Raw genomic sequence first — 20440 nt, 5'->3', positions numbered from 1 at the left:
AGCATGCCCCCCACCCGCATTGTCACTTTGGCCCTCTCTGTCCTGCTCGGCTGCACCACGCTGACCGCCTGCGGCGGCGGCGGCGACCAGCCCGCGACCACCGCGACGGCGGGCAGCAGCAGCGCCGCGGCCGGCGGCGGTCTGATCGCGATCATCACCCCGTCGCACGACAACCCGTTCTTCAAGGCCGAGGCCGAGGCCGCCAAGGCCCAGGCCGAGAAGCTCGGCTACCAGACGTCCGTGGCCTCCCACGACGACGACCCGAACAAGCAGAGCGAACTGATCGACGCCGCCATCTCCCGCCAGGCCAAGGCGATCATCCTGGACAACGCGGGCGCCGACGCCTCCATCGGGCCGGTCCGCAAGGCCGCGCAGGGCGGCGTCCCCGTCTTCCTGATCGACCGGGAGATCAACGCCACCGGCATCGCCAAGGCCCAGATCGTCTCCAACAACTCCCAGGGCGCCCAGCTGGTCGCGCAGTCGTTCGTGGAGGCCATGAAGAGCAAGGGCAACTACGTCGAGCTGGTCGGCAAGGAGTCCGACACCAACGCCAGCGTCCGCTCCAAGGGCTTCGCCGACGTGATCTCCCAGTATCCGGACATGAAGCCGGTGGCCAAGGAGAGCGCCAACTGGGACCAGCAGGAGGCGTTCACCAAGATGGAGACCATCATCCAGAAGAGCCGCGACATCCAGGGCGTCATCGCCGGCAACGACACCATGGCCCTGGGCGCGGTCGCGGCGCTGAAGGCCGCCGGCCTGCTGAAGAAGGTCGTGGTCGTCGGCTTCGACGGCAGCCCCGACGCCATCGCCGCCATCAAGGCGGGCGAGATGCACGCCACCGGGCTGCAGCCCGCCGCGCTCGGCGCGACCAGCGCCGTGGACCAGGCCGACCAGTTCATCAAGACCGGCAAGACAGGCAAGGACGAGAAGCAGTCCATCGACTGCGAGCTCGTCACGGCCGACAACGCCGACGAGTTCGGAGTGTTCGCCAGGAAGTGACCCTGCCGGAGGTCCTCACCACGCCGGCTCGGACAATAGGCTTCATTCAGGAGTGAATAGAAAGGCGGTGCGCGGTGGTCCATAACGCGGAACGTAGGCGCGACACGACCAAGGATCACCTGCGACTCCTGGCCCGGGTGGCGCGCATGTACCACGAGCAGAACATGCGCCAGCCCGAGATCGCCGCCACGCTCAACATCTCACAACCCCGCGTGTCCCGTCTCCTCAAGGAGGCGGTCACGCGGGGCATGGTCCGCACGGTGGTCACGCTCCCCGAAGGCGTGCACACCGAGCTGGAGGAGGAGCTGCAGCGCCGGTACGGGCTGCGCGACGCCGTGGTCGTGGACATCGAGGACTACCAGGACGACGTGATCCCGCCGCTGGCCTCCGCGGCGGCGGCCTACCTCGGCGTCACCTTCACCGGCGGGGACGTGATCGGCATCTCCTCCTGGAGCGAGACCCTGCTGGCCACGGTCGAACGCCTGCCGCAGAAGAACTCCCAGGTAGCCGACCGCGTGATCCAGCTGGTCGGCGGGGTCGGCAGCCCGGAGGCGCAGGTGCACGCCACCCGGCTCGTCGCCCGCCTGGCCAACCTCACCTACGCCCGGCCGGTCTTCGTGCCCCTGCCCGGCGTCGTCGCGACCACCGCCATCCGCGACGCGCTGCAGGAGGACCCCAGCGTGAAGGACGTCCAGGCGCAGTGGCACGACCTGACCGTCGTGCTGGTGGGCATCGGCAGCCTGGAGCCCTCGCCGCTGCTGCTCAGCAGCGGCAACGCGGTCAGCCAGGCCGACCAGGAGGAGCTGCGCGGGCTCGGCGCCGTCGGCGACGTCTGCCTGCACTTCTTCGACTCCACGGGCAAACCCGTCGACTCGGGCTTCGACCAGCGCGTCATCGGCATCGACGCGCCGACCTTCCGCGCCGTCGAACGGCGGGTCGGGGTCGCGGGCGGCATGCGCAAGCTCTCCGCCATCAAGGCCGCCATCGAGGGCGGCTGGGTCAACGTCCTCATCACCGATCTGACGATCGCTCGCCTGCTCTGCGCCTGATCCGGTTAGGCTGGATCCATCCGAACAGGAGTGTGATTCCGGTGTCCGATCAGCAGGCTCGCGAAGCACCGATCAACCGCCTGGCCCGCCGCCTGGCCGCGGCGATGGGCGTCTCGTGGTTCGTCGGCGTGGCGTGGATCGTCCTGTACTACCTGGACCCCACCCTCCCGGTCCTGGCTGACTTCGGCAACTGGAACCTGCTGGCCGGGTTCACCCTTTTCCTGCTGGGCGCGGCCTTCGCCCTCGCCCTGGTGGTGACGGTGATCGTGCGGTCGGCGCGCCGCCCCTAGGCGGGACGGCCGAGGTCGAGGCCCGCCAGCTCGGCGCGCGAGGAGATCCCCAGCTTCGGGTACGCCTTGTACAGGTGGAATCCCACCGTCCGCGGGCTCAGGAAGAGCTGCGCGCCGATCTGCCGGTTCGTGGCGCCCGCCGCGGCGAGCCGTACGACCTGCAGCTCCTGGGGGGTCAACGCGTCGAGCGGCTTCGCCTCCACGCCGAGCTCGGGCAGGTCGGCGCGGGCGCCGGTCGCGGCCAGCTCCGTGCGGGCCCGTTCGGCCCACGGTGCGGCGCCCAGCGCGGCGAAGCGGCCCATCGCCGATCGCAGTTGCGCCCCGGCGTCGGAGCGCCGGCGCGCCCGCCGCAGCCATTCGCCGTACAGCAGCTCCGTCCTGGCCTGCTCGAACATCCGCCCGCCCCGGGCGTGCCATTCGAGCGCCGCGCCGTAGTGGGCCTCGGCCTCACCGCGCGGGGCGAGCAGCGCGCGGCAGCGGTGCGCGACCGCGGTGGCCCACGGCCGGCCACTGGCCGCCGCCCAGGCGTCGAACCGGGCGAACGCCCCGGAGGCCCGCGCCGGATCACCCAGGCGGGCGCAGGCTTCGACGTAGTCGGCTATGGCGAAGGTGACGATCACGGTGTGGCCGAGCGGGCCGTCGAGGACCCGCGCCATCCGGTCCGCCACCGCCTCGTACCGGGCCCGTACCAGGTCGAGCAGGGTCAGCGCGCAGCCGCCCCAGCCTGATCCGTGGCGTTCCCGGGCGGAGCCCTCGGCCTGCCCGGCCAGCCGCACGCACCTGTCGTCCGCGCCCTCCACGGCGGCGAGCCGCGCCAGGATGCCGTGCAGGTGCCGCAGCCGGCCCGCCTGGCCGGTGTCACGCGCGATCTGCCAGGCCTCGGCACCCGACTCGGCCGCCTCCGCGTGGCTTCCGCGCAGGATCTGCGCCTGGGTGAGGAGTTGCAGGGCGTGCGGCAGGGCCCCGATCAGGCCCTGTTCGCGGCAGGCGGCCACCCGGGCGGCGGCCAGCTCGCAGGCCGCGTCGTCGTCGCCGGTCATCAGCGCGCTGAACACCGCGTACGTGCCGCCGACCTGGTCTGAGGCGCTGTGGGGCAGCGCGACGGCGGCGCGCAGGAGCGGCAGGCCCGCGGCCGGATCGCCCGCCGCCACCCGCTCCATTCCGCGCACCGCCCCCGCCACGGCGCTGGTGCCCGGCGGGAGGGATTCCAGCAGGTCCGCGGCCCGCGCGAGCGCGGCATGGTCACCGGCGAACCAGGCCTCGCCGGCGGCCGTCGCGAGCAGGGCCGCGGCGTCGGCCGGCGCGCTGCCGGCGATGCCGGCGGCCGCGTCGATCAGCGCCGGCGGTGCCGGGCTGCCGTGTTCGGAGTCGACCGCGGCCCGCACGGCGACCAGCCGGGCCAGCACCACGGGGTCCCGGTTCAGCCGCCGCCCCCGGTCGGCCGCGGCGCCGGCGCGGTCCAGCTGCCCGGCGCCCAGCGCCGCCTCGGCTGCCGCGGCCAGCCTGCGGGCCCGCCGCTCCTGGTCGACGGTCAGCTGCGCCGCCCGCTCGTACGCGGTGGCGGCCGAGGCGTGGCTGCCCCGGTGGCGGGCGCGATCTCCGGCCGCCGCCAGCACGTCCGAGGTCTCCTCGTCGGGCCCGACGGCGGCGGCGGACAGGTGCCAGGCCCTGCGGTCGGCGTGCTCGTCACCGTCGAGGGCGTCGGCCAGCGCGCGGTGGGCGGCCACCCGCCGGGCGAGCGGCGCCTCGTGGTAGGCGGCCGTCTTGACCAGGGGATGGCGGAAGCGCAACCGGTCGTCGGAGATCCGCACCAGGTGATGGCGCTCGCCCGGCTCCAGGTCGGGCAGTCCCGCCCCGAAGCCCGCCGCGGCCCGCAGGACGAGCTCCAGGCTGCCCGAGCCCTCGGCCGCGGCGACCAGGAGCAGCAGCTGCGTGGGTTCGGGGAGCCGCCGGATCGCGGCGCGCAACGACTGTTCGAGCCGTCCGGGCAGGGAGAGCCTGGGCGCCCGCAGGGGCAGCGGAGCCAGCCGGCCCGCCCGCTGCTCGGGGCCGAGAGCCGCGGCGAACTCCAGGAGCGCGAGCGGGTTGCCCCCGGCCTCCTCGATCACCCGGTCCCGCACCTCCGCCACCAGATCGTCGGCGGACTCGGCGAGCAGCGTCTCGCAGTCCGCCCGGTCGAGACCGGCGAGCCGCAGCTCCGGGATGCCATGGACGGGTGGCTCCGCCCCGTCGTCGCGGGCGGCCAGGATCATGGTGATCCGCTCGGCCTCCAGCCTGCGCGCCGCGAACACCAGCGCGTCCGCCGACGCACGGTCCAGCCACTGCACGTCGTCGACCAGGCACAGCAGGGGACGTTCCTCGGCGAGGTCGGCGAGCAGGGTCAGCACCGCCAGCCCGACGAGGAAGCGGTCCTGGGCGCCGCCCTGGCTTTCGCCGAACGCCCCCAGCAGGGCCGCCCGCTGCGCGTCCGGGAGCCCCGCGACGAGGTGCCGCGCGGGGCGCAGCAGCAGATGGACGGCGGCGAAGGGCAGCTCGGCCTCGGCCTCCACGCCGGTGATCCGCTGCACCAGCGCGTCGTCGCCCGCCGCCCGGGCGGCCTCCGCCAGCAGCGCCGACTTGCCGATCCCGGCCTCGCCGCACACGACGACGGCGTTGCCCCGGCCGGTGCCGGACTCGGCGATCATCCCCTTGAGGAGGGCGATCTCGGCGTTTCGCCCGATCATGATGCCCCGACCTTACCTAAGCGGCGTCCGCCGGCCGCGAGCAGCCCGGTCATCGTGACTTATTCACGCGCGCGGGCCGGCCCGTACGGTCGTGAGCGGTAACCGGACATTGGAGGAAGCCGTGGAGCACGCCGTCACCCTGCAACCCGTGGGCACCGTCGTGGGCGGGCGCACCGAGGCGTTCGACGACGACTGGAACACCGAGGAAGCGCTGATCCGCCTCGACGGGACGCGCTTTCGGCCGGACTCCCTCGCGGGGCTGGACGCGTTCTCGCACCTGGAGGTGGTGTTCCTCTTCCACCTGGTGGACCCGGAGTCCGTGCACACCTCGGCTCGCCGCCCGAGGGGCAATCCCGGCTGGCCGCCGGTGGGCATCTTCGCGCAGCGGGCCAAGAACCGGCCGAACCGGCTGGGGGTCTCCCGCTGCCGCCTGCTCGCCGTGGACGGCCTCGACGTGCGCGTACGCGGTCTGGACGCCATCGCCGGCAGCCCGGTCCTCGATCTCAAGCCCTACATGGCGGAGTTCGGGCCGCAGGGCGAGACCGTGCAGCCCGCCTGGGCGACCGAACTGATGCGCAACTACTACTGAGACAAGGGAGATCGCCGTATGAACGCACAGCTTCCGGCCGAAACGGACGTCCTGATCGTCGGCGCGGGCCCGGTCGGCCTGGCCCTGGCCACCTCGCTGGCCCGGCACGGCGTGGACGCCGTCGTCGTGGACAGGGCGGAGAGCGGCGCCAACACCTCGCGCGCCGCGGTCGTGCACGCCCGCACCCTGGAGGTGCTGCGCGCGATCGACGTCAGCGACGAGCTGGTGTCGAGGGGAGTCATCGTGCCCCGCTTCACCGTGCGCGACCGCGACCGGGTCCTGCTGACCGTGGCCTTCGACAAGCTGCCGACCGACTTCCCGTACACGCTGATGGTGCCCCAGGACATCACCGAACAGGTGCTGCTGGACCGGCTCCTGGCCGCCGGCGGCACGGTCCACCGCCCGTACGAGGTCACGGCCGTCGAGCAGACGGCCACGGGGGTCACCGCCACGACGTCCGACGGCCGCCTGATCCGCGCCTCGTACGCCGTCGGCGCCGACGGCATGCACAGCACGGTGCGCGAGCAGGCCGGGATCGCGTTCAGGGGAGACACCTACGCCCAGTCGTTCGTGCTCGCCGACGTCCGCCTCGACTGGGCGGGCCCCGCCGACGAGGTCTCCCTGTACTTCGCCCCCGAAGGGCTGACCGTCGTCGCCCCGCTGCCGGGCGGCCGCCACCGGATCGTCGCGACGCTCGACGAGGCCCCCGAACACCCCGGCGTCGCCGACATCCAGGCGCTCCTCGACACCCGCGGTCCGCGCGCCCACCCGGCCACGGTCACGGATCTTGTCTGGAGCTCGCGGTTCCGCGTCCACCACCGGCTGGCCGAGCGCTACCGGGCGGGCCGGATCTTCCTGGCCGGGGACGCGGCCCACGTCCACAGCCCGGCCGGCGGCCAGGGCATGAACACCGGCATCCAGGACGCGCTCACCCTGGCCGGGAAGCTCACCGCGGTGCTGCGCGACGGCGCTCCCGAGACGGTCCTGGACGCGTACGGGACGGAGCGCCGTCCCGTCGCGGAGGACGTCGTCGCCTTCACCCACCGGATGACGAAGATCGCGACGATGGGCAACGGCCCGCTGCGCTCCCTGCGCAACACCGCCCTGCGCGCGCTGGACTGGGTCCCCGCGGTCCACCACGCGATGGCGATGAACCTGTCCGAGCTGGCCACGGCCGATTCGTAGCCCGCTCCTTCAGCTCGCGACGTGCACCATCAGCGCCGGGTCCAAGGCCAGCGTGGCCACCGCCGACCCGAGGAACCCGAGCGCGCCCGCGGCGAATGGCGTAACCCTTTTCCTGGCCGGAGTCGATGAAATAAGAAGACAAGGAGGGCGCATGGACATCGTTACGATCGCCGGCCAGGTCATGCCCTACATAACGGCGGCCATCGGCGCGTACGGCGGTGCGGTGCTGACCAGAACGCAGGACCTGGCGGCCGACGAGTCGGTGAATCTCGGGCGCCGGTTGCTGCGACGTTTCATGAACCGGGAGGAGAGCCGCGACCGCATCGAATCCGCCGTACAGGACGTGGTGGAGACGCCCGAGGACGAGGACATCGTCGCGGCGCTGCGCGGCCAGCTGAAAAGGGCCCTCGCCGCGGATCCCGAGCTGGTCAAGGACGTCACGGAGCTGCTGCGGACGGCCCCCGCCGGCGCGATCGCCGCCAACGACGGCAGCCAGATAGTCTCCGGCAGCTCGATATCCGGTGACAACATCCAGATTGGGCAGGCGCGGGATGTCGACATCCGGCGGCGCTGAAGCGTTTGCCGGGTCCGGGTTCCACGCAGGTATATCTCGTGCTCAGGGAATGGCGGATTCGCGAATCATGGGTGTGGCATGCCCTGTTGTGCCTCGCCTGCCTCGCGATTCTCGCCCCGGCGCCTCCCGCTCCTCCGCGTTTTCCTGTGACGAGGCAGGGACCGGCCATTACCGCCGGCATTCGTTCCCTTTTATGGCAGGCCCATTTCCGTGGTGACTGGCCCGGCGTGCTCTTCCTGGGCGACGTACTGGTCCTGACGCACGGCGAGCAGGTCGAGGGCAGGAACGCCGTGACAGGTCAGCGGCTGTGGTCTTTCGGCACGTCGGACGCCGGCGGATACACGCCGCCGGAAGAATCGCTGGAGGCCACCGGTGATTACGTCGTCGCGGCGGCCCGGCGCGCCGACGAGGACCCCCGGGGCAACAGCCTCCTCGCCTTCAACGGGCGCACCGGGGCGATCCTGTGGAATCTCGCGTCCGGGTCCTACGGCTCCGGCATGCCCGACCCCTTCTTCAGCTATCTCGGCGTCGGCGGGGGACGGGTGCTGATCGAGATCCCCTCCATCGGCGTGGTGAGAGCTCTCGACGCCGTGAACGGGCAGCAGAGGTGGGAGTCGGCCGCCTCCCCCGGATGCCACGTCGAGTCGGGAGACGCGGACGAGTCGGTGGCCGCGTTCTTGATGAACTGCGGCGGGCACGCCCGCCTGCGCGTACTGGAGGTCTCCACCGGGCGTCACCTGTGGGAACAGGAGGTCTTCCCGTCGGGGATTCCCCTGATCACGGTCTCCGGCCGGGCGATCGGCGTGGAGAGCGGCAACGCCTTCACCGTCTACGACGCCGACGGGCGGCGGCTCTACGAGCACATGGCGGAGGAGACGTGCCCGTGCTGGTTCGCCGCCGCGGCCGAGGGGCTGCTGGTCGTGCGGCAGGACGACGTCAGCAAGTCCAGGGTGGCGGACGCGGTGGACCGGCGTTCGCGCCGCGTCACCCCCATCCACGGCGAGGCTGGAGAGTTCGATACGGTCGAGCTGGTCGACGGGAGGATCTACGGCATCAGGCGGCTCGCCGCCACGCTCGAAGGCTCCGTCATCGTGGCGGTGGATCCGGCGACGGGGAAGCAGACGCCTGTCGCCACTATCCCGGTCTACGAGGACGTGATCGGTATCAGCCGGTACGCGTTGCTCACCGCCCCCGGCTCGGACGAAGACGCGAAGCCGCTGCTGGCGTACAGGACGGTCCCGCCTCCGGTGACCGACCCCGGCCTCACGGCGAGAGGCGGCGTCGAGCGCCGGAGCTGGCCGGACACGTGCTCCCTCGTCCCGCCCGCCGCGCTGGCGGCCGAGTTCCCGAAGGTCCGCTATCGGTCCCTCCCCCGGCCGGGCCCGCCCGAACTCGGCCTGAGCACGCCCACCGGCTGTGACCTGGTCCCCGCCGACGCGGAGCACCCCGTGCTCACGCTCAGCGTCCTGTGGGTGGGCGCGACGGCGGGCGAGGCGGAGACGATACTCGAAGCCATCGCCGCCAAGTACGGCGAGGGGGACTCCAGCCGGATTTCCAGCCCCGAGCCCTGGATGCGCTTGTTCGTCGAAAGCGACCTGGCCGACGCGGTGATCATCCGGGTGGGCGGCACGCTGGTCCGCATGGACGGCGCGGGGGACCGCGAGGTCGCGGTGCGGCTCGCCCGCGCGGCGGCCGATGGCCTCCGGGCGGCGGCATGACCCGCCCGCCCGGCACCGAACCGGGCGAACCGGCCGCCGCGGCACCCGTGCTGCGCGATTCGGTGGTGGGCGGGGACAACATCCAGATCACGTCCGCACGGGACGTGACGATCATCTCGCGGGGTGCCCGCGGACGCTCGCTCGTGCGGATCGTCGCCGCCGGTGTCGTGCTGGCGCTCTGCGGCGTGGCGGCCGGCATGTGGCCCACGCTGGCGGACACGGCCCGGGATCTGGCCGGCGCACCGGTGCTGGCCGGCACGGTCACGTCGAGGCTCTACGTGACGGACTCCGTGGCGACGTACGAGCGGCTGCCGCCCGGCGATCACGCCGTGCTGCTGCGCGGCCCGAACTTCAAGCAGCTGACCGAGCTGCTCTCACGCCATCACGCGGCGCGCGTGGGAGAGATGGACGTGGTCATCGTCCTCCAGGGGCGGCGCAGCCGGCCCGTCAGGATCATCGACGTCCGGCCCCGGGTCCGCCGCTCCGGGCCCGTCCCCACGGGCACCTGCCTCACCGTTCCCTCACAGGGGGACGGGACCGAGTACAAGGTCAAGGCGAACCTCGATCTCCAGACGCCCGAAGGCGGAGGCTCGCGGTACCTGCCCAAGAGCATCGACCTGGCCGACGGCGAGCGCGTCACGGTCGAGTTCTCCGTGACGGCCGCGCGCCGCTGGTACGAGTGGGACATCGAGGTGATCTACGTCTACAAGGCCGACGAGCAGCCCACGAGCTCGTTCTTCGGCGGGGCCGACGGGCAGCCGTTCAGGATCACGGGAGAGGCCAAGACGTACGCCACCGTTTACGGCGATCCCAGCTACCTCGGCGCGGGCTATCGGGCCTGGGGGAGGAACGAGCCGTGTCGCAGGCCGCCAAGACCCTAGGCCTCCTGGCCGCCCTCCTCCTGGGCCTGGTCCTGGTGCCGGCGAGCGCGCCGGTCGACGCCCGGCCGAGCGCGCGGCTGGTCCCGCTCTGGCACGCCGACATACCCATGACAGGTGAGGGCTACGAGCACGCCCTGACCTCCCGCGACTTCCTCGTACGCACCGCGCGGGGCGTGCTCGCGCTCGGAGTCGACGACGGGCACCCCAGGTGGAGGCACCAGCTCACCACCGCGTCCGCCACGGGCTGGGACCTGGCCTCGGACGTCGTCCTGATCGACTACTACCGGCCGCTCACCCGGGCGGACAGCAGGCACGAGCTGATCGCGGTGTCGGGCGTCACCGGCAAGGAGCTCTGGCGCAGGCCGAGGACGTCCCTGCCGCCGGGCTGGCGGAGACCACCGGCTGCCCGATCCCGAGTGTTCGCCGTCAAGGATCTGGAGGCCGGCACGATCAAGGGGATCTCGACCGGGACGGGCCGCGACGTGTGGAGTTTCGGCGTGCCCGCCGGGTGCGACGTCTCCGGCTCGGCGGCCCGCGCCACCGACGTGGTGCTGCTCCTCGCCTGCGGCCGGTCGCCGCGCGTGCTCCTGCTGGACGCCGCCACGGGAACGACGCTCCGCTCGATCCCGCTCCCGGCGGGGACCTCCCCCGAATTCCAGGTGGCCGACGGCGTGATCGCGGTCTTCGGCGACCGCACTATGACTCTCTTCGACGACCGCGGGCGGCCCGTGCTCCACCACGGGGAATGCTGGCCGCAATGTGCCATGGCCCGGGGGCCCGGCCTCGTGCTGACGAGCTATCACAGTGGCCGGGACGACGTGCTGGCGGCGACGTCCTGGCCGGGCGGCGCGCCCCTGTGGCAGGTGAGGCCCGCGCCGACGTACGCGAAGCTGGTCGAGGGCGGCATCGGAGCGCGGGCCGGGATCGGCGGGTTCCCGGTCGTCGATTCGATCGACCCCGGGACCGGCGCGGCGACCTCGTACACCCTGCCCGCCCCGGCCACAGTGCTGGCGTCGGCCGGTCAGCGGCTCTATGCCGGCAGCGCCCTGCGGGCGGCGGGGCAGACGCACCGCGTGCGCGTCTCGGCCCTGCGGCGCGTCCCGCCGGGCAGGGGCCCCTCGCTGCTCGGGGGCGTGGACCCGGGCCGCTGGCCGGACGCCTGCGCGCTCCCGCCGGGAGGGACGTTCTCGCCCGGCACGCCCCGGAACACCCTGTACGGATACACCCTGCCCAGGCCCGTGACCTGCCGCTACACCGAGCGGGGCGGCGGCTCGCTCAACGTCCGCGTGCTCTGGGTCGCCGACGATCCGAACGAGGCCGCGGCCATGATCGACACGCTGGGAGACGCGTACGCGAGCACTCCCGCCGCCGGGATCGGGGACCAGGCCGTGGTGGGCGGCTCCCTTCCGATCGACGTGTACTTCCGCGTCGGCCCGGTGGTGGCGGCCGTGGAATCGGGCGACCTCCCCGTACGGCGCCGGTTGACGGCGCTCGCCGGCTCCGTCGCCGACCGGTTACGCGACGCGGGCCCGGGCGTCCGGACACGGCCCACGCTTCCGGCCACGCTTCCGGCCGCGCCTTCGCGGCGGCTCGAACTGTCCCGCCTGCCCGGGACGGAGGTGACGGTGGCCCAGGACGTCACGGCCCCGCCCGTGGTCATCGCGTACCTGCTCGACGGGCATCCCTACGTCCGCGCTAAGGGGACCTTCACCCGGCTGGGCGAGAAGGTGGACGCGCTCTCGCCGGACGGCGCCTGGGGAGCCCGGACGGCCAAGAGCTACCCGTCGCGCGGCCGGGACCCGGTGACGATCCTGGACACCGCGAAGCGCTCGGTCCGCCGGATCCCGACGGTAGAGGCTCCCATGGGCGTGGCCTCGCCCGTCTGGTCTCCGGACGGCCGGACGCTGCTGCTGACCGCCACCGACCGGGGCACGATCACCGGGTTCGTGGTCGTCGACCTGGCCACGATGCGGCCCCGGTTCGTCCGCGTCGCCGACGGCGGCCGCTACTCGGGCAGGTTCCGCTGGGGAGGCGATGCCGGCACCGTCGCCGTGCAGTCCGGCCCCTTGAGCGACTACGAGGACGCGGACGACGACTTCGACGTCACGTTCTTCGATCTCGACGGCACCGTGAAACGTCGTCTCGAAAACGTGGGAAAGCTGATCGACGGGCAGAACTGGGCGTCCCCCTCCGGCCTGCTCTTCGCCACCCGCTGCCCCGAACGCGCGAGCCAGACCTGCCTCTGGCGGACCTCGGACGGCACCCGGACCGCCCAGATCCCCTTCGAGCCGGGCGCCTTCGTCTCCTGGTACGACGACGCGCGCTTCCTCGGCTGGCACCGGCTCACGCCCGAGGAGCAGGCCCTCGCGGTCACGGACTTCCCGGGCCGGCCCTTCACCCACCTGGCCAGGGCCCATGGACACGACGGGCTGACCCTCGTCACCGGCCACGCCCCTTCCTGACCGGGGCGGCATGGCGCTTCCGCGCACTTTGTGTCACACTCAACAGTTATAGAACTGTTCGCAGAGTTATAGAGGGGTGAGGTGCATGCTGACAGCGGAACCGGCCACCCGGCCAGGTGTGATGGAGGACCCCGGCGAGCTGGGCAGGTTCGGGGAGTACGGCGGGCTGTACGTGCCGGAGTCGCTGGTCGCGGCCTGCCGGCAGGTGGAGGCGGCCTTCCGGGAGGCCCGGACCGACCCGGCGTTCCGCGAGAGCCTCGCGGAGGCGCTGACCCTGTACGTGGGGCGGCCCACGCCGCTGACCCCGGCCCGGCGGCTGTCCGCCGAGCTCGGCGTGACCCTGCTGCTCAAGCGGGAGGATCTCACCCACACCGGCTCCCACAAGATCAACAACGTGGTGGGCCAGGCGCTGCTGGCCCGCCGGATGGGCCGCACCAGCCTGATCGCCGAGACCGGCGCGGGCCAGCACGGCGTGGCCGTCGCGACCGCCGCCGCCCTGCTGGGGCTGCGGGCGACCGTGTTCATGGGCGAGCGGGACGTCGAGCGGCAGGCGCTGAACGTGTTCCGGATGCGGATGCTGGGCGCCGAGGTCGTACCGGTCGGCACCGGCAGCCGTACCCTCAAGGACGCCACCAGCGAGGCCTTGCGCGCCTGGGTGGGGGTCACCGAAGAGGCGTACTACTGCCTCGGCTCGGTCGTCGGGCCCAACCCGTACCCGTGGATGGTGCGCGAGTTCCAGCGGGTCATCGGCGACGAGGCGCGCGAGCAGTGCGCCGGGGCGCTCGCCAGCGCCGTGCCCGACTATGTCGTGGCCTGCGTGGGAGGCGGTTCCAACGCGGCCGGCACGTTCGCCGGCTTCGTCGGCACCACCGCCCGGCTCGTCGGCGTCGAGGCGGAGGGCGGCGCGGGGGCGGCCAGGGGCAGGCTGGGCGTGCTGCACGGCTTCCGCTCGCTGTTCCTCCAGGACGATCACGGGCAGATCATCGAGGCGCACTCCATCGCGGCCGGCCTCGACTACCCCGGGGTCGGGCCGGAGCACGCCCACCTGCGCGACCTCGGCAGGGCGCGCTATGTCACGGTCTCCGACGAGGAGGTGGTGGCCGCGGCGGTGCGGCTGGCCCGCGCCGAGGGCATCGTGCCCGCGCTGGAGTCGGCGCACGCGGTCGCGTGGGTGATCCGCGCGGCGCGTACGGGCGAGCTGCCGCCGGGTGCGACGGTTCTGCTCACCCTGTCCGGCAGGGGCGACAAGGACATCTCGACCCTGAAGGAGCTGGTATGAGTACCGGACTGCTCGAAAGGCCGCTGCGCGACCGGCGCGACGGCGGCCACAAGCTGCTCATGCCGTACGTGACCGGCGGCATCACCCCCGGCTGGACCGGCTACCTGCGGGCGTTCGCCGCCGCCGGCGCGGACGCGATCGAGCTCGGCCTGCCGTTCTCCGACCCCACGCTCGACGGCGCCACCATCCAGGAGGCGTCGGACGTGGCGCTGGCCCGGGGCGCGACGGTGGACGGCATCCTGGCCGAGATCGCCGAACTGCGCCTGGACGTGCCGCTGGTCGCCAGCACCTACTACAACCTGGTGCTGCGCGACGGGCCGACGGCGTTCTGCCGGGCGCTGCGCCGGGCGGGGATCACCGGGCTCATCGTGCCCGACCTGCCGCTGGACGAGGCCGGCGAGCTGGCGGACGCGGCGGCGGCCACCGGCGTCGACCTGGTCCTGCTCGCCTCCCCGGCGACGCCGCAGCCGCGACTGGACGAGATCGCGCGACACAGCCGGGGCTTCGTCTACGCCGTCTCGGTGATGGGCACCACCGGCGAGCGGACCGCGCTCGCCGAGTCCGCCGCGGCCCTCGCCGAACGGATCAAGCAGAACAGCGACCGGCCGGTCTTGCTAGGATTTGGCATTTCCACGCCCGGGCAGGCCGTGGAAGCCACCCGGCGCGCCGACGGTGTCGTCATCGGTGCCGCGATCATGCGCCGGATCCTCGACGGGGCGGGGCCGGACGACGTCGGCGCCTACCTGACGGGGCTGCGGCGGGCCCTTGACCAGGAGCGTGACGAAAGACGATGGCCCGTGACGCCGGACACGAAGCGAGGTACCGCGCCATAGCCGCCGACCTCGCGGCGAAGATCCGGGCCGGACATTACGCCCCCGGCGCGGCGCTGCCGTCCCAACGCGAGCTGAGCGCCTCGTACGGAGTCACCCTCATGACGCTGCGCCAGGCGCTCCGGCAGCTCAGCGACGAGGGGCTGATCGTGCAGCAGGCCGGCCGAGGCACGTTCGTGTCCCCGCCGCACCTGGCCTACCAGCTGGGCTCCCTGCAGAGCCTCGCCGACGACCTCAGGAAACAGGGCCACGAGATACGCACCGTCGTGCTCGGCCGCTCGGTGCGCCGGGTGCCGGCCCGCATCGCCGCCCAGCTGCGCACGGCTCCCGGCGAGACCGCGCTGCGGCTGGAGCGGGTGCGCGAGTTCGCCGGCCGCCCGGCGATCCACCAGGTCTCCTGGATCCGCCGGCCGGCCGCCGAGCAGATCCGCGACCGGGACTTCACCGCCACCTCCCTCTACGGCGCGCTCGCCGACTGCGGGGTGGCGGTGGCGCGCGCCTCGGAGAAGATCCGGCCCGGCCTGCTCGACCCGGCCGTCGCGGCCCACCTCGAAGAGCCTCCCGGCAGCCCGGTCTTCCTCAGCGAGCGGATCACGTACGCGCTCGACGCCACCGCGCTGGTCGCCGACCACGCCACCATCCTGGGCAGCATGATGGAGATCCGCACAGAACGCGCCGCCACCGGCCTCTCCCTCACCTGGGGCGCGAGCACCTGACCCAACGCGCAAGCCCGCCCAGGTAGATCTTGGTCAATGTTTTCGATCAACGTCGGCGCAGGTCAGCGTGTCAGCCGCCAGAGCGTTTCAATCGACTGCGATGTTGGTGCTCCAGGTCTCACCCGGTGTTGGAGCACACAATGATCAATCTCGGCTTCGTCGGGCCCAGCCGTCCCGCCAACGACTACAAGTTCACCGAAGTGACCGACGGCGACACCCCGAAGATCGAAATGTCGATCCGCATGGTCTCGATCGACACCCCGGAAAGCCATTACGGGGGCAGCCCGCCCACTGCCCAGGCCGCGCTTGAGCGCACCAAGGCCCGCCTGCAGGACGGCACCTACGACGCCATCCCCCAGCAGCTGCGCGACTACCTCATCTCACGCATCACCCCCAACGCCGCCGACCACCACCTCACCGCCGGCCAGCTGGCGGCCGAGGCGCACAAGACCATGGTGAAGACCCGCCTGACCCGCCCGGACGGCACCCAGCGCAAGCTGGCCGTGGTCGCCACCGGCGAGCTCGTCGAGAACCACGGCCGCCTGCTGGGCTACACCGCGCCCTGGTTCGCCGGCGGGACGTCCGACCCGCTGCCGCCCCGCGACGACCCGCAGCGCCGCACCTTCAACCTCGACATGTTGTCGCTCGGGTGGGCCGCCAGCTTCCTCATCTACCCCTCCATCCCGCCCACCTACGACCTGAACCTGATGCTCGACGAGGCCGAGGACGCCTGGCAGCACAAGCGCGGCGCGTGGGCGCAGTTCGGCCCGGATCTGCTGCTGGGTTACGAGTACCGGGCCTGCATCAAGCTCGGCGCCAAGGACCTGAAGAACCCGGCGGATGCCGTCGCGAACGCCTACGAGCGCGTGTGCGTCGACCTGCGCACCCTGACCGAGGTCGGCCTGTACGGCTACCACGAGGTCCCGCCGCCGAACCGGCTGTGGATCTGGAAGAAGGACCTGGAGCAGGCCCGTAAGGACATGCCCATCAAGCACTGACCCGGAGGAGGAGGACACGCCGCCGCGCGGATGACGTCCAGGGCCTCCTCCACGCGGTCGGCGTGGGTGCGGAACGGGCGAGCCGGCCCAGCACGTCGACCCGGCCGTCGTCGCGGACATCGCCGAGTGGCTCTCACCGGGTCAGCGGTAGGTCACCCGATTTCTGTCCGGGCTCAAGGGCCGACTCGCTCTCGCTCCGCCGCGCGGGCAACTCGCTCTCGCTCCGCTGGGCGGGCAGCTCGGGAACGGCCTCCTCCTCCGCGAGGGCGGGCCGCTCGGGCCGGACCCGTTCCGAGCCGACCGCGGCGGGCTCGGCCGGTGCGGCGGCCTGCGTCGCCCGTTCGAGGTTCTGCCCCGCCCGTTCGAAGAAGCGCAGCAGCTCGACCGGCAGCGGCATGATCAGCGTGGAGTTCTTCTCCGCGGCGACCTCCACCACGGTCTGCAGCAGGCGCAGCTGCAGCGCGCCCGGCGTCTGGGACATGATGCCCGAGGCGTCGGCCAGCTTGCCCGCGGCCTGCAGCTCTCCGTCGGCGACGATCACCCTGGACCGCCGCTCGCGCTCGGCCTCGGCCTGGCGGGCGATCGACCGCTTCATGGCCTCGGGCAGCTGCACGTCCTTGATCTCCACGCGATCGATGTGGATGCCCCAGCCGAGCGCCGGGCTGTCGATCATGAGCGCGAGGCCCCGGTTCAGCTCCTCGCGGTTGGTCAGCAGATCGTCCAGCTCGCTCTTGCCGATGATGGACCGCAGCGAGGTCTGCGCCACCTGCTCCACCGCGAACAGGTAGTTCTGCACCTCGATCGCGGCCCGCATCGGGTCCTGCACCCGGAAGTAGGCGACGGCGTCGACCCGTACGGAGACGTTGTCCCTGGTGATGCCCTCCTGCGTGGGGATCGGCATCGTGACGATCTGGACGTTGACCTTCCGCATGCTGTCTACACCCGGTATCAGGAACCTCAGGCCCGGCTCGCGGATCTGCTGCTGCGCCCGGCCGAAGCGGAAGACGATGCCGCGTTCGACCTGGTTGACGACTCTCACCCCGGTGACCACCACCAAGAAGAGGAAGAAGGCGATGACTCCGAGCACGATGTTGATGTCCATGGACCTATCCCTTCTCTTACGAGAGTAGGTCCAGATCTCCTCCTCCGCAGCCACAGCTACGTCGCGGGACCAGGGCGGCGTGCGGGGCGAGCGGGGCGGGCGCCTCGTCGAACAGCAGGGCGACGGCCTGCTCCGCCATGGCCTGGAGCGGCTGCTCGGTCACCGTCAGCGCCGGAGCGGTGTGGGCGCTCTCCGGGGTCCCGTCGAGGCTGATGACGGCGAGCCGGTCGGGGACGGCCAGGCCGCGGGCCCACGCGCCGGACAGGACCCCGATGGCCTGCTCGTCCGTGGCGGTGACCAGGGCGTGGGGCAGGGCGCCCGCGGCGGCGAGGCGGCGGGTCAGGGAGTCCGCCTCGGCCCGCGAGTAGGCGCAGCGCAGGAGGGCGGCGCCGGGGTCGCCGGCGACGGCCGCCTGCCAGGCCGCCCGCCGCACGCCCACGGGCCCCTCGTCGTCCGGCCCGGCCAGGAAGGCGATGTGCCGGTGCCCGTGCCCGCGCAGGTGCGCGACCGCCTCCCGCACCGCGTCCTGGTTGTCGGCCGCCGCCACGCGGGCGCCCGGGGGGCCGTTGTGGACGTAGACGGCGCGTACGCCGGCCGCCTCGGCCACGTCCGCCACGTCGCCCACGGAGTCCGACGAGACGATCACCAGCCCGTCGACCTGGGCGGCCAGGAATCGTTCGACGAGATGCCGCTGCCGCCGCGCCGAGTAGCCGGCGTTGCCCACCAGCGTGAGCAGGTCGCGGCTCTCCAGCGCCCGCTCGACGTGCCTGGCCAGGGCCCCGAAGTAGGGGTTGGACGCGTCGGCCAGCACCAGGCCGGCCACGCCCGTGGTGCGCGAGCGCAGCGCGCGGGCGATGCGGTTGGGGCGGTAGCCGAGCTCGGCCGCCGCGGCCAGGACACGCTCGCGGGTGGCGGCGGCCACGGGGCGGGGCCCGTTGTTCATCACATAGCTGACCACCGCCGTGGAGGTGCCCGCTCTGCGGGCCACATCGGCCAGAGTGCTCGGACGTTTCGTCATGGCGGTTTACATTCTCGCATCTAATCGTTTAGATAGGCACTTGGCAGATCTAAACGATTAGACAAGAGGTGACCGTGCTGCCTTTGGTCGTCGACACCGACACCGGCTCGGATGACGCGGTGGCGCTACTGCTCGCCGCCGCCAGCGGGCTGGGCGACGTACGGGCGGTGACAACGGTGGCGGGCAACGTGCCGCTGGCGGTCGCGACCCGTAACGCCCTGATCTCCCTGCAGACGGCCGGCCGCCCGGACATCCCCGTCCACGAGGGCTGCGCGTCCCCGATGACCCGCGCGCTGTCCACCGCCCAGCACGTGCACGGCCAGGACGGGATGGGCGATCTGGACCTCCCCGACCCGCTGCGGGCCACCGAGCCCGAGCATGCCGTGGACGTCCTCCTGGACGCGCCCCGCCACCTCCCCGGCGAGCTGACCCTGGTCACCCTGGGACCGCTCACCAACGTCGCCGCCGCCCTGCTCCGCGACCGCGACCTGCTCTCCCGCTACCGGCACGTGTACTGCATGGCCGGCGCCGCGGACATGCGGGGCAACGTCTCGGCCACCGCCGAGTTCAACGTGTGGGCCGACCCGGAGGCCGCCCGCGTGGTGCTCCAGGCCGCCACGCCGGACCAGGTGACCTGGATCGGCTGGGACGTCTCGCGCCGGGACGCCGTCATGACCCCGGCGGACCAGCTCCGGCTGGAGCAGTTGGACACCCCCATGGCCACCTTCGCCCACCGCGTCAACCGGACGGTCGCCGACTGGGCCCGCGACGTCACCGGCCTGCCGGGCTACGACCTCCCCGACCCCGTCGCCATGGCCGTGGCGCTGCGGCCCGAGCTGGCCGTCGAGCGGGAGCGGGCGTACGTGGACGTCGCGCTCGGCGACGAGACCCGCGGCCAGCTCATCATCGACCGCCGCCGCACGGCCCCCGCACCGAACCTGACGCTGGTGCGGCGGGTCGACGAGACCTCTTTCAAGCAACTGCTCTTCGACACCTGTGAGGGACCGCGATGACCCGGCGTTACGAGTTGCACTGCCACCTCGACGGATCGGTACGCCCGAGCACGGTGGCCGACCTGGCGCGCCGCCAGGGCATCACCCTGGGGGCACCCGTCGAGCAACTGGTGACGGCGCCCGCCGGGTGCGGCAGCCTGAGCCGGTTCCTCACGTACATCGACGTGCCCCTCCAGGTGCTGCAGACGCCCGACGCGCTGAGCAGGGCCGCCCGCGAGCTGGTGGCGGACTGGAGCGCGGACGGCGTGGTCTACGGCGAGACGCGCTTCGCCCCGCAGCTGCACGGCCACCAGGGCATGACCATGGACGAGGCGGTCGAGGCCGTCGCCGAGGGCCTGGCGGCGGGCCAGGCGGCCACGGGAGTGCGTACCGGGCTGCTGCTGTGCTGCCTGCGGCACCAGACGCCGGACGAGAGCCTGGCCGTCGCCGAGACGGCGCTGCGGCACCGCGACAAGGTGGCCGGGCTCGACCTGGCCGGCGACGAGCAGCGCTACGCCGCCACGCCGCACCGGGCCGCGTTCGACCTCGCCCACGCCGCCGGCCTCCCGTGCACCGTGCACGCCGGCGAGGCGGCGGGCCCGGAGAGCATGTGGGAGGCGATCGACGTGCTCGGCGCCCGCCGGATCGGGCACGGCGTGCGCTGCACCGGCGACTCCGCGCTGCTCGAACGGCTGCGCCGCGACCGGATCGCCCTGGAGATGTGCCCGATCAGCAACGTCATGACCGGCGCCGTCCCCAGCATGTCGGAGCACCCCGCGATCCCGCTCCTGGAGGACGGGCTGGCGGTCACGATCAGCACCGACGCGCGCACCACCGCCGGGACCACGCTGGAGCGGGAGTTCGCCGGGTGGACGGCCGAGCAGGAGAAGCTCGCCCAGGCGAACGCGGCGGAGGCAGCCTTTCTGAACTGAAAGTTTCACCGGGTCTTGACAGTCTCTGTTGCGAACCTCAACACTCTATGCCGCTCCAAAATATGTGACATAACGCACGCTGTTAGCGCTAACACACAGAGCG

At 72.6% G+C, this 20440-nt stretch carries 18 protein-coding genes; 15 read left to right on the top strand and 3 right to left on the bottom strand.

Features of this window, described 5'->3' with window-relative positions; translation table 11 throughout:
* Window positions 1–3 precede the first annotated feature (3 nt).
* The 3 genes from ACIBQ1_RS08740 to ACIBQ1_RS08730 all read left to right on the top strand — a co-directional run bounded on the left by ACIBQ1_RS08740 (window position 4) and on the right by ACIBQ1_RS08730 (window position 2338).
* Window positions 4–999: a D-ribose ABC transporter substrate-binding protein gene (locus ACIBQ1_RS08740; protein WP_397275716.1), complete on the top strand. Its 996-nt coding sequence runs from the start codon at window positions 4–6 to the stop codon at window positions 997–999.
* A 74-nt stretch (window positions 1000–1073) separates the two neighbouring features.
* Window positions 1074–2048, top strand: a complete 975-nt coding sequence (locus ACIBQ1_RS08735; RefSeq protein WP_397275714.1) for a sugar-binding transcriptional regulator — start codon at window positions 1074–1076, stop codon at window positions 2046–2048.
* 41 nt (window positions 2049–2089) lie between these two features.
* The gene (locus ACIBQ1_RS08730; protein ID WP_397275712.1) at window positions 2090–2338 is read left to right on the top strand and encodes a cell division protein CrgA; all 249 of its coding nucleotides are present in this window, start codon (window positions 2090–2092) and stop codon (window positions 2336–2338) included.
* On the opposite strand, the gene ACIBQ1_RS08725 is transcribed toward ACIBQ1_RS08730, so the two are convergent.
* Window positions 2335–5061: a helix-turn-helix transcriptional regulator gene (locus ACIBQ1_RS08725; RefSeq protein WP_397275711.1), complete on the bottom strand. Its 2727-nt coding sequence runs from the start codon at window positions 5059–5061 to the stop codon at window positions 2335–2337. The two genes, ACIBQ1_RS08730 and ACIBQ1_RS08725, sit on opposite strands and share 4 nt — an antisense overlap.
* A 121-nt stretch (window positions 5062–5182) precedes the next feature.
* Here ACIBQ1_RS08725 and ACIBQ1_RS08720 point away from each other — a divergent pair, with 121 nt between their 5' ends.
* The 10 genes from ACIBQ1_RS08720 (at window position 5183) to ACIBQ1_RS08675 (ending at window position 16293) form a co-directional block, all read left to right on the top strand.
* A complete protein-coding gene (locus ACIBQ1_RS08720; protein ID WP_397275710.1) occupies window positions 5183–5650 on the top strand; it encodes an SAM-dependent methyltransferase in 468 nt (155 codons plus the stop codon).
* A gap of 18 nt (window positions 5651–5668) precedes the next feature.
* Window positions 5669–6835 carry an FAD-dependent oxidoreductase gene (locus ACIBQ1_RS08715; RefSeq protein ID WP_397275708.1) on the top strand — a complete coding sequence of 389 codons (1167 nt, stop codon included), beginning with the start codon at window positions 5669–5671 and terminating at the stop codon, window positions 6833–6835.
* Between the two features lie 151 nt (window positions 6836–6986).
* Window positions 6987–7409, top strand: coding sequence for a hypothetical protein (locus tag ACIBQ1_RS08710; protein ID WP_397275706.1), 423 nt, complete (start codon window positions 6987–6989; stop codon window positions 7407–7409).
* 38 nt (window positions 7410–7447) lie between these two features.
* Complete coding sequence (locus ACIBQ1_RS08705) at window positions 7448–9127, top strand: PQQ-binding-like beta-propeller repeat protein (RefSeq protein ID WP_397275705.1); 1680 nt, start codon at window positions 7448–7450, stop codon at window positions 9125–9127.
* Entirely contained in the window at window positions 9124–10008 is an 885-nt protein-coding gene (locus ACIBQ1_RS08700; RefSeq protein WP_397275703.1) for a hypothetical protein, read from the top strand. Before ACIBQ1_RS08705 ends, ACIBQ1_RS08700 begins: the two co-directional genes overlap by 4 nt.
* Window positions 9984–12470, top strand: coding sequence for a PQQ-binding-like beta-propeller repeat protein (locus ACIBQ1_RS08695; RefSeq protein ID WP_397275700.1), 2487 nt, complete (start codon window positions 9984–9986; stop codon window positions 12468–12470). Before ACIBQ1_RS08700 ends, ACIBQ1_RS08695 begins: the two co-directional genes overlap by 25 nt.
* Before the next feature lie 85 nt (window positions 12471–12555).
* The gene (trpB, locus tag ACIBQ1_RS08690; RefSeq protein WP_397275699.1) at window positions 12556–13749 is read left to right on the top strand and encodes a tryptophan synthase subunit beta; all 1194 of its coding nucleotides are present in this window, start codon (window positions 12556–12558) and stop codon (window positions 13747–13749) included.
* On the top strand, window positions 13746–14582 hold the full coding sequence (gene trpA / locus ACIBQ1_RS08685; RefSeq protein ID WP_397275698.1) for a tryptophan synthase subunit alpha: 837 nt from the start codon (window positions 13746–13748) through the stop codon (window positions 14580–14582). Before trpB ends, trpA begins: the two co-directional genes overlap by 4 nt.
* Complete coding sequence (locus tag ACIBQ1_RS08680) at window positions 14540–15295, top strand: GntR family transcriptional regulator (protein ID WP_397275697.1); 756 nt, start codon at window positions 14540–14542, stop codon at window positions 15293–15295. The genes trpA and ACIBQ1_RS08680 overlap by 43 nt, the downstream gene beginning before the upstream one ends.
* 140 nt (window positions 15296–15435) lie before the next feature.
* A complete protein-coding gene (locus ACIBQ1_RS08675) occupies window positions 15436–16293 on the top strand; it encodes a thermonuclease family protein (RefSeq protein ID WP_397275696.1) in 858 nt (285 codons plus the stop codon).
* Between the two features lie 133 nt (window positions 16294–16426).
* On the opposite strand, the gene ACIBQ1_RS08670 is transcribed toward ACIBQ1_RS08675, so the two are convergent.
* Window positions 16427–17395 (bottom strand): slipin family protein, encoded by a 969-nt coding sequence (locus tag ACIBQ1_RS08670; protein WP_397275694.1) that lies wholly within the window; start codon window positions 17393–17395, stop codon window positions 16427–16429.
* Between the two features lie 16 nt (window positions 17396–17411).
* Window positions 17412–18413, bottom strand: a complete 1002-nt coding sequence (locus tag ACIBQ1_RS08665; RefSeq protein ID WP_397275693.1) for a LacI family DNA-binding transcriptional regulator — start codon at window positions 18411–18413, stop codon at window positions 17412–17414.
* Window positions 18414–18487: 74 nt separating this feature from the next.
* On the opposite strand from ACIBQ1_RS08665, the gene ACIBQ1_RS08660 reads away from it, so the two are divergent.
* Both ACIBQ1_RS08660 and add read left to right on the top strand, forming a co-directional pair.
* On the top strand, window positions 18488–19426 hold the full coding sequence (locus tag ACIBQ1_RS08660) for a nucleoside hydrolase (RefSeq protein ID WP_397275692.1): 939 nt from the start codon (window positions 18488–18490) through the stop codon (window positions 19424–19426).
* Window positions 19423–20337: an adenosine deaminase gene (add, locus tag ACIBQ1_RS08655; RefSeq protein WP_397275690.1), complete on the top strand. Its 915-nt coding sequence runs from the start codon at window positions 19423–19425 to the stop codon at window positions 20335–20337. The genes ACIBQ1_RS08660 and add overlap by 4 nt, the downstream gene beginning before the upstream one ends.
* Window positions 20338–20440 lie beyond the last annotated feature (103 nt).

It is taken from the genome of Nonomuraea sp. NPDC050153, assembly GCF_044460125.1.
In the GTDB taxonomy this organism is placed as follows: Bacteria; Actinomycetota; Actinomycetes; order Streptosporangiales; family Streptosporangiaceae; genus Nonomuraea.
This window is presented reverse-complemented; position numbering and strand designations above follow the sequence as displayed.

What these genes read in the sequence shown, in the direction of transcription:
- ACIBQ1_RS08740 (WP_397275716.1), top strand. Translation starts at nt 4, where the DNA reads ATGCCCCCCACCCGCATTGTCACTTTGGCCCTCTCTGTCCTGCTCGGC.
- ACIBQ1_RS08725 (WP_397275711.1), bottom strand. Translation starts at nt 5,061, where the DNA reads ATGATCGGGCGAAACGCCGAGATCGCCCTCCTCAAGGGGATGATCGCC.
- ACIBQ1_RS08715 (WP_397275708.1), top strand. Translation starts at nt 5,669, where the DNA reads ATGAACGCACAGCTTCCGGCCGAAACGGACGTCCTGATCGTCGGCGCG.
- ACIBQ1_RS08710 (WP_397275706.1), top strand. Translation starts at nt 6,987, where the DNA reads ATGGACATCGTTACGATCGCCGGCCAGGTCATGCCCTACATAACGGCG.
- ACIBQ1_RS08700 (WP_397275703.1), top strand. Translation starts at nt 9,124, where the DNA reads ATGACCCGCCCGCCCGGCACCGAACCGGGCGAACCGGCCGCCGCGGCA.
- trpB (WP_397275699.1), top strand. Translation starts at nt 12,556, where the DNA reads ATGCTGACAGCGGAACCGGCCACCCGGCCAGGTGTGATGGAGGACCCC.
- trpA (WP_397275698.1), top strand. Translation starts at nt 13,746, where the DNA reads ATGAGTACCGGACTGCTCGAAAGGCCGCTGCGCGACCGGCGCGACGGC.
- ACIBQ1_RS08680 (WP_397275697.1), top strand. Translation starts at nt 14,540, where the DNA reads ATGGCCCGTGACGCCGGACACGAAGCGAGGTACCGCGCCATAGCCGCC.
- ACIBQ1_RS08675 (WP_397275696.1), top strand. Translation starts at nt 15,436, where the DNA reads ATGATCAATCTCGGCTTCGTCGGGCCCAGCCGTCCCGCCAACGACTAC.
- ACIBQ1_RS08670 (WP_397275694.1), bottom strand. Translation starts at nt 17,395, where the DNA reads ATGGACATCAACATCGTGCTCGGAGTCATCGCCTTCTTCCTCTTCTTG.
- ACIBQ1_RS08665 (WP_397275693.1), bottom strand. Translation starts at nt 18,413, where the DNA reads ATGACGAAACGTCCGAGCACTCTGGCCGATGTGGCCCGCAGAGCGGGC.
- add (WP_397275690.1), top strand. Translation starts at nt 19,423, where the DNA reads ATGACCCGGCGTTACGAGTTGCACTGCCACCTCGACGGATCGGTACGC.